Origin of the sequence: Paenibacillus lentimorbus NRRL B-30488 (assembly GCF_000411595.1) — a bacterium.
In the GTDB taxonomy this organism is placed as follows: Bacteria; Bacillota; Bacilli; order Bacillales; family Bacillaceae; genus Bacillus; species Bacillus velezensis.
On record NZ_ANAT01000031.1, the window covers coordinates 52216 to 59626 of the forward strand.

At 45.0% G+C, this 7411-nt stretch carries 5 protein-coding genes and 1 pseudogene; all 6 read right to left on the reverse strand.

The annotated features are described in order from the left end of the window. Positions 1–72: 72 nt before the first annotated feature. Positions 73–1155 (reverse strand): DNA integrity scanning diadenylate cyclase DisA, encoded by a 1083-nt coding sequence (disA, locus tag D368_RS15860; RefSeq protein WP_003156401.1) that lies wholly within the window; start codon positions 1153–1155, stop codon positions 73–75. Positions 1156–1158: 3 nt separating this feature from the next. Next, positions 1159–2538: a DNA repair protein RadA gene (radA, locus tag D368_RS15865; protein WP_014304212.1), complete on the reverse strand. Its 1380-nt coding sequence runs from the start codon at positions 2536–2538 to the stop codon at positions 1159–1161. 93 nt (positions 2539–2631) lie between these two features. Then, positions 2632–5061: pseudogene (clpC, locus tag D368_RS15870) on the reverse strand (ATP-dependent protease ATP-binding subunit ClpC). After that, a complete protein-coding gene (mcsB, locus tag D368_RS15875) occupies positions 5058–6149 on the reverse strand; it encodes a protein-arginine kinase McsB (protein WP_128574972.1) in 1092 nt (363 codons plus the stop codon). The pseudogene clpC and the gene mcsB overlap by 4 nt, the downstream one beginning before the upstream one ends. Next, positions 6149–6706, reverse strand: coding sequence for a protein-arginine kinase activator protein McsA (mcsA, locus tag D368_RS15880; protein ID WP_003156397.1), 558 nt, complete (start codon positions 6704–6706; stop codon positions 6149–6151). The genes mcsB and mcsA overlap by 1 nt, the downstream gene beginning before the upstream one ends. 13 nt (positions 6707–6719) lie before the next feature. Beyond that, positions 6720–7184 (reverse strand): transcriptional regulator CtsR, encoded by a 465-nt coding sequence (gene ctsR / locus D368_RS15885; protein WP_003156396.1) that lies wholly within the window; start codon positions 7182–7184, stop codon positions 6720–6722. Between the last annotated feature and the right edge of the window lie 227 nt (positions 7185–7411).

The window sequence follows — 7411 nt, forward strand, 5'->3', positions numbered from 1 at the left end:
CAGAGCCTACAAATTCAGAATAAACAAAAACTAACAATAATATACCCGGATTCCGACAGGTTTAAGCGATACTTAAAGCTGTCTATCTATATAGTGTTTTTCCTGAAGGCGTTTTAAGCCTTTTTTGATTTTTTGGGCGCGCACTTCGCCGATACCCTCGACATCATCAAGCTCTTCTACAGTGGCTTCCGTTATGCTTGGCAAAAACCCGAACGCCTCAACCACATTTTCAACAATCGGCATCGGCAGACGCGGAATTTTGTTCAGCAGCCTGTAGCCTCTCGGGAGCACATAATCATCAAGATTCGTAGAAGCCGGATATCCAAGCAGTTTAAACAGAATGGAATCATCAAGCAGATCATAGCTGGACATATCCTGAAGCTCTTTTAACAGCACGAACGGATCTTTGATTTTTTCTTTGACATAGTCTTTGATGAAAAGTGCCGCCTCTTCTTCCATGTCCGTAATCAGTTCAATCACCTGCAGACGGATTAAGTGTCCTTCCGTTCCGAGTTCTTTAATATACATATTGATTTCATTTTTTATTCGGAGCACCATTTCATACCGATGCATGACAGACAGCACGTCACTGAATGTCACAAGCTCCTCAAACTCTAATGCGTTTAAAGCCGTAATCGTTTTGTCTAAAATGGTTTTATACTTCTCGAGCGTTTGAATCGCCTGATTTGCCTTTGTTAAAATAAAACCTATGTCCTTTAGTGTGTACTTCATGCTGTCCTGATATAACGTAATGACATTTCTGCGCTCAGAAATGGCGATGACGAGACAGCCGGTCTGCTTCGCCACCCGTTCCGCCGTACGGTGCCTCATTCCCGTTTCTGAAGAAGAAATGGTCGCCTCCGGCATAAGCTGCGTATTCGCATAAAGAATTTTCTGGCCGGAATCACTTAAAATAATGGCACCGTCCATTTTGGCCAGCTCGTATAAGTGAGCGGGCGCAAATGATGTATTAATATGAAAACCGCCATCCACGACTTGCTTTACCTTATCATTGTATCCGACAACAATCAGGCCGCCTGTATTTGCCCGAAGTACATTCTCTATCCCGGCTCTGAGCGGGGTGCCCGGTGCAACGAACTGCAGAATTGCAGACAGGTCAAGCTCTTGTTTCGCCCCTTTTTTCTCTTTTTCCATCTATTATGATCCTCCTAATGAAGTACGAAGCGCTTCTGCAACATTTGCTACTCCGACAACCTCAATCCCTTTTGGTATTGTCCACCCGTCTGCATTCGCCTCAGGTATGATCATGCGCTTGAAGCCGAGTTTTGCTGCTTCTTTTACGCGCTGTTCGATTCTTGACACCCTGCGGACTTCTCCTGTCAGTCCCACTTCACCGATAAAGCAATCTGCGGGATTCGGCGGTGTATCTCTGAAGCTTGAGGCAATGCTGACGGCTACTGCCAAATCAATCGCCGGTTCATCCAGTTTAACCCCGCCGGCGACCTTTAAATATGCATCTTGATTTTGAAGCAAAAGACCCACCCGCTTCTCAAGCACAGCCATAATTAACGATACCCTGTTGTGGTCAATGCCTGTAGCCATACGGCGCGGGTTTCCAAAACTGGTCGGTGATATGAGCGCCTGGATTTCAACCAGGATCGGTCTCGTTCCTTCCATTGACGCAACGATACTCGAGCCCGATGCCCCGGCAGAACGCTCTTCCAAGAAAATTTCAGAAGGGTTCAGCACTTCCGTAAGCCCCTCTTCCCGCATTTCAAAGATGCCCATTTCATTTGTTGAGCCGAAACGGTTTTTTACGGCCCGCAAAATACGGAATGTATGGTGCCGTTCTCCTTCAAAGTATAGAACGGTATCGACCATGTGCTCAAGCAATCTCGGCCCTGCGATCGATCCTTCTTTTGTGACGTGTCCGACGATAAAAATAGGTATGCCGTTTGTTTTCGCAATTTTCATCAATTCGGCCGTACACTCTCTTACTTGCGATACACTGCCGGGAGCTGAGGTGATATCACTTTGGTAAACGGTCTGAATGGAGTCTACCACAACAAATGCGGGTTTCATCTCTTGTATAGCAGACGAAATATACTCCATATCGGTTTCAGATAAAACATGTAACATTTGGCTGTTGATTCCAAGTCTGTCGGCACGCAGCTTCGTTTGCTTCACGGATTCCTCCCCTGAAATGTAAAGCACGCTGCCGGCTGTATCTGCTAATTGTGCGGATACTTGGAGAAGGAGCGTTGATTTTCCGATCCCGGGATCGCCGCCGATCAATACTAACGAGCCTTTCACAACGCCGCCGCCAAGCACTCTGTTGAATTCTTCGAGCTTTGTTTGAACGCGGGGTTCTTCTGATGTTTCAATTGATGTAATGGGTGATGGTTTCTGGACGGTTTGAACGGAGTGGGAGAAAGCCGCCCGCCGATTCGCCGGCGCTTTTTTTATGGTTTCTTCCACCATTGTATTCCAAGCCCCGCAGCCCGGGCACTTTCCCATCCATTTTGCGGATTCATAACCGCATGAGTGGCAGATGAATTTTGTTTTTGATTTAGCCATATATGTTGTAAGACCTCTTCCTTATCAAATATTTCTCTATATAACAAAGTGAGGCATACACTCGCTTACGTATGCCTCATGTTTGTCACTATATTAGTTCGTTTTAGCAGTTGTTTTTACGACAAATTCGCCGTCCTCAACATCAAGAACAATGTGCTGGCCTTTATCAATATTGCCTCTGAGGAGTTCTTCTGATAACCGGTCCTCAACATGCTTTTGAATCGCTCTTCTTAACGGACGTGCGCCGTATTCCAAATCGACGCCCTCTTCTGCTACTTTTGCTTTGGCAGCATCCGTCAGCTCGATAGAGAGATCTTGTTCTTTCAGACGTTTTGTTAACTGATCAGACATAAGCGACACGATGTCTGTAAGATGTTTTTTCTCAAGGGAGTGGAAGACGATAATTTCGTCAATCCGGTTGATAAACTCAGGTCTGAAGGCACGCTTCAGCTCTCCCATGACTTTGTCTTTCATGTCTTTATGGTTTTGTGATTCATCCTGGACATTGAAGCCCACATATTTGTTGCGCTTCAGCTCGCTCGCCCCGACGTTTGACGTCATAATCAGGATCGTGTTGCGGAAATCCACAGTGCGTCCTTTTGAATCAGTCAAGCGTCCGTCTTCAAGCACTTGCAGGAGAATGTTAAACACATCAGGGTGCGCTTTTTCAATTTCATCAAGCAATACGACAGAGTAAGGTTTTCTTCTCACTTTTTCTGTCAGCTGGCCGCCTTCATCATAGCCGACATATCCCGGAGGAGAACCGACAAGACGTGAAGTCGAGTGTTTCTCCATGTATTCGGACATATCCACTCTGATCATCGCTTCCTCATCACCAAAAATGGATTCCGCCAGCGCTCTTGCCAGCTCTGTCTTCCCAACGCCTGTAGGACCTAAGAAGATGAATGAACCAATCGGACGTTTCGGGTCCTTCAGTCCGGCTCTTGCACGTCTGACAGCCTTTGCAACGGCTACAACGGCTTCATCCTGGCCGATGACGCGGGAATGCAGAATGCTTTCCATATTGAGAAGCTTATCTGTTTCCGTTTGGGCAATTTTAGATACGGGCACCCCGGTCCAGCTGGATACAACCATCGCGATATCCTCTACAGAAACTTCGGAGTTCTCCTGGCCTTGTTTTCTTTCCAGATTTTTTTCGTGTCTTCCACCTGTTCTCTCAGGCGCTGCTCCGTATCACGAAGGGAAGCCGCTTTTTCAAACTCCTGGCTCTGAACGGCAGCGTCTTTTCCTTGCGAACTTCGTCGAGTTTCTGCTCAAGCTCTTTTAAGTTCGGAGGCGTTGTGAAAGAACGGAGACGCACTTTTGAACCGGCTTCATCAATTAAATCGATCGCTTTATCCGGAAGGAAGCGGTCAGAAATATAACGGTCGGACAATTTAACCGCGGCTTCGATCGCTTCATCGGTAATGGATACGCGGTGATGCGCTTCATACCGGTCACGGAGCCCTTTTAAAATTTGAATGCTTTCATCGGCTGACGGCTGATCCACCTGAATCGGCTGAAAACGGCGCTCGAGAGCCGCGTCTTTTTCGATATATTTACGGTATTCATCCAGCGTTGTGGCACCGATGCATTGAAGCTCTCCGCGGGCCAGTGAAGGTTTTAAGATATTCGATGCGTCAATCGCACCTTCGGCTCCCCCCGCTCCGATCAGTGTATGCAGTTCGTCAATGAATAAAATAATATTGCCGGCCTGACGTATTTCATCCATTACTTTTTTCAAGCGGTCTTCAAATTCTCCGCGGTATTTCGTACCGGCTACAACCGTACCCATGTCTAATGTCATTACGCGTTTATCACGTAATATTTCCGGCACTTCATTATTGATGATCTGCTGTGCAAGGCCTTCAGCAATCGCAGTTTTACCTACACCCGGTTCTCCGATAAGAACGGGATTATTTTCGTTCTGCGGCTTAATACCTCAATAACACGCTGAATTTCTTTGCTTCGCCCGATAACCGGATCAAGACTGTCTTCCTTCGCAATCGCAGTTAAATCACGCGCCAGACTGTCGAGCGTCGGCGTGTTTGCATTGCTGTTGGTACCGGATGCAGAAGATCCCGTCTCATTGCTTCCCAGAAGCTGCAGCACTTGCTGTCTCGCTTTATTCAAGCTGACACCTAGATTATTCAGAACCCTCGCCGCCACGCCTTCTCCTTCACGAATCAGTCCGAGAAGTATGTGTTCTGTTCCCACATAAGAATGTCCTAGCTTTCTGGCTTCATCCATGCTGAGCTCAATGACTTTTTTTGCTCTTGGCGTATAATGAATCGTTTGAGACATTTCCTGTCCCCGTCCGATTAAGCTCTCCACTTCTTTCTGAATTTTATCCGAACCGAGTCCGAGTGCTTGGAGTGCCTTAGCCGCAATCCCTTCTCCTTCACGAACCAGACCTAATAAGATATGTTCAGTTCCAATATTGTTATGGCCTAAGCGCAGTGCTTCTTCCTGTGCCAGTGCCAATACCTTTTGAGCTCGCTCTGTAAACCTTCCAAACATCATATCGAATCATCCTCCTGTCTATTTGCATTCATTTCTAAATGCAGCCTTTCCCTGATAAGAGCCGCTCTTCTCGCGTCTCTTTCGTTCGGCCGTAATGCACCGCCCGAATATTGCTGGAGAAAACCCGGCTGTGTCAAAATCATCAGTTCATTAAGTATATTGCTTGATAGCCCTTTAATGATCCCCAGATCTATCCCCAGCCGAACGTCAGAAAGGCATTTCGCCGTTTCCTTTGATTCAATCATACGGCAGTTGGATAAAACGCCGTAAGATCTGAATACCCGGTCCTCCAATTCAATTTTCGAGGTTTGGTAAAGCGCTTCTCGGGCTGAACGTTCCTGCTCAATCAGCTGGGCAGCCACACTGTTTAAATCATCTACAATGTCCTGTTCTGATTTTCCGAGTGTGATTTGATTTGAAATTTGAAAGATATTTCCTAATGCTTCGCTGCCTTCACCGTAAATTCCTCTAACAACTAAGCCTAATTGGTTAATTGCCGGTATAATTCGATTCATTTGCCTAGTTAATACAAGGCCCGGCAAATGCATCATGACTGAAGCCCTTAGTCCCGTCCCTACATTTGTAGGACAGCTTGTTAAGTACCCTCTCTTCTCTCCAAAGGCGTAATCCACTTTCTCCTCAATCCAGTCATCAACCTGGTTTGCCGCTTTTATGGCGTTGAGAAGCTGGAAGCCGGGGAAGAGGCATTGAATTCTGATATGATCTTCTTCATTTAACATAATGCTGACTTCTTCATTTTCAGAAAGCAGACAGCCGCCAAAAGGAGATTCCGTTAAATTCGGGCTGATCAGATGTTTCTCCATCAGCACCCGTTTTTCCAAAGGCTGAGCTTCACTCATTCTGATTAAATGAAATTGACCGATATCAGGCAGTTCCTTACCTGAAAAATGATCTTCGAATTGCTGAATGATGGATGAGGCTTCTTCATTCGTATACCGGGCGGGAAACTTTATATTTTCAAAGTTTCGGGCCAACCGTATACGGCTGCTGAGTACAATGTCACTTTCAGGTCCCTTTTGCTTCATCCAATTGCTTAGTGCGTCCTGAATAAAATGCTTGAGCGACATTACCCTTGTTCCCCCTCACTGTCTGTACTTTTTAATTCCTGCTCTAACGATCGGATCTGATCCCTGACCTCCGCTGCTCTTTCAAACTCCTCATGGTGTATTAAAGATTCAAGTTCTTTTTTTAACATTTCCATTTGCCGTCTTACATGCAGGTTTCCGCCTATTCGTTTTGGAATTTTCCCGGCATGCACCGTATTCCCGCTGTGAACTTTTCGCAAGATCGGCGTAATTTGGCTGTAGAACGTATCGTAACATTCCGCACAGCCGAAACGCCCTGTTTTTCTCAGCTGCTGAAACGTCATACCGCATTTCTTACAAGCTGTGCCTTGCTCTGAGTAGCCGAACATTTGAGAACCGGTGTTTTGAAATGAGGACTCCATATTCAGCAGCCCTGATAATAAATTATGAATCGAGAACCCTTGGTTTCCACTTATACTGTATGAATCGCTATTTTCTTTTGCACATTGTTCACAAATATGAACTTCTTGCTTTTCTCCATTAACAACTTTCGTAAAGTGAAAAGTGGCCGGTCTCTCATTGCATTCTTGACAAATCAATCTTTTCACCCGCTTACTTTAGTTTTAAAGATGTGAGCATTGCTTTCATCATTCTGGCTCTTAGTTCATCCCGTTCGGGCAAATCAATATATAGAACTGAACGATCCATTACACTCACCATCATTTTAGCTTCTCTTTCCGAAATAACTCCGTCCTCTAACAGTCTGAGAATAATGTCATCAGAGGCTGCCTGGGACAAGTGGGTATGGATCTGCGAAATAATATTATTGATGAGGACGACTTCGTTATTCATTTTAATTTTGATAATACGAATATAACCGCCGCCTCCCCGTTTACTTTCAACAATATATCCTCTTTCACTTGTAAATCTGGTGTTGATGACATAATTTATTTGGGAAGGAACACATTGAAATTTATCAGCGATTTCACTGCGTTTGATCTCTAAAATTTCTTTGCCATTTTGATCTAATACTTGTTTCAAGTACTGTTCAATGATGTCAGAAATATTATGTCCCACTCAACCCCCTCCTTTATTGACTTTGACTATATTTGACTTTAATCTTACTATAAGGTGTTTCGCAAAATTTTTCAACTGTATCGCTCTATCTCTATTATTTCCACTTTGCACAAGCATAAAACCTGCTTTTGCAAAAAGGCATAGCGTTACGTTTCTCATATTATATAACGTATGCAGAAAAACACAAAAAAGGCAACTCATGATGAGCTGCCTTTACCGTAATAATA

Bases quoted from the DNA above. Each gene is read 5' to 3' on its own strand.
- mcsB (WP_128574972.1), bottom strand. From the start codon at position 6,149: ATGTCGCTCAAGCATTTTATTCAGGACGCACTAAGCAATTGGATGAAG.
- radA (WP_014304212.1), bottom strand. From the start codon at position 2,538: ATGGCTAAATCAAAAACAAAATTCATCTGCCACTCATGCGGTTATGAA.
- disA (WP_003156401.1), bottom strand. From the start codon at position 1,155: ATGGAAAAAGAGAAAAAAGGGGCGAAACAAGAGCTTGACCTGTCTGCA.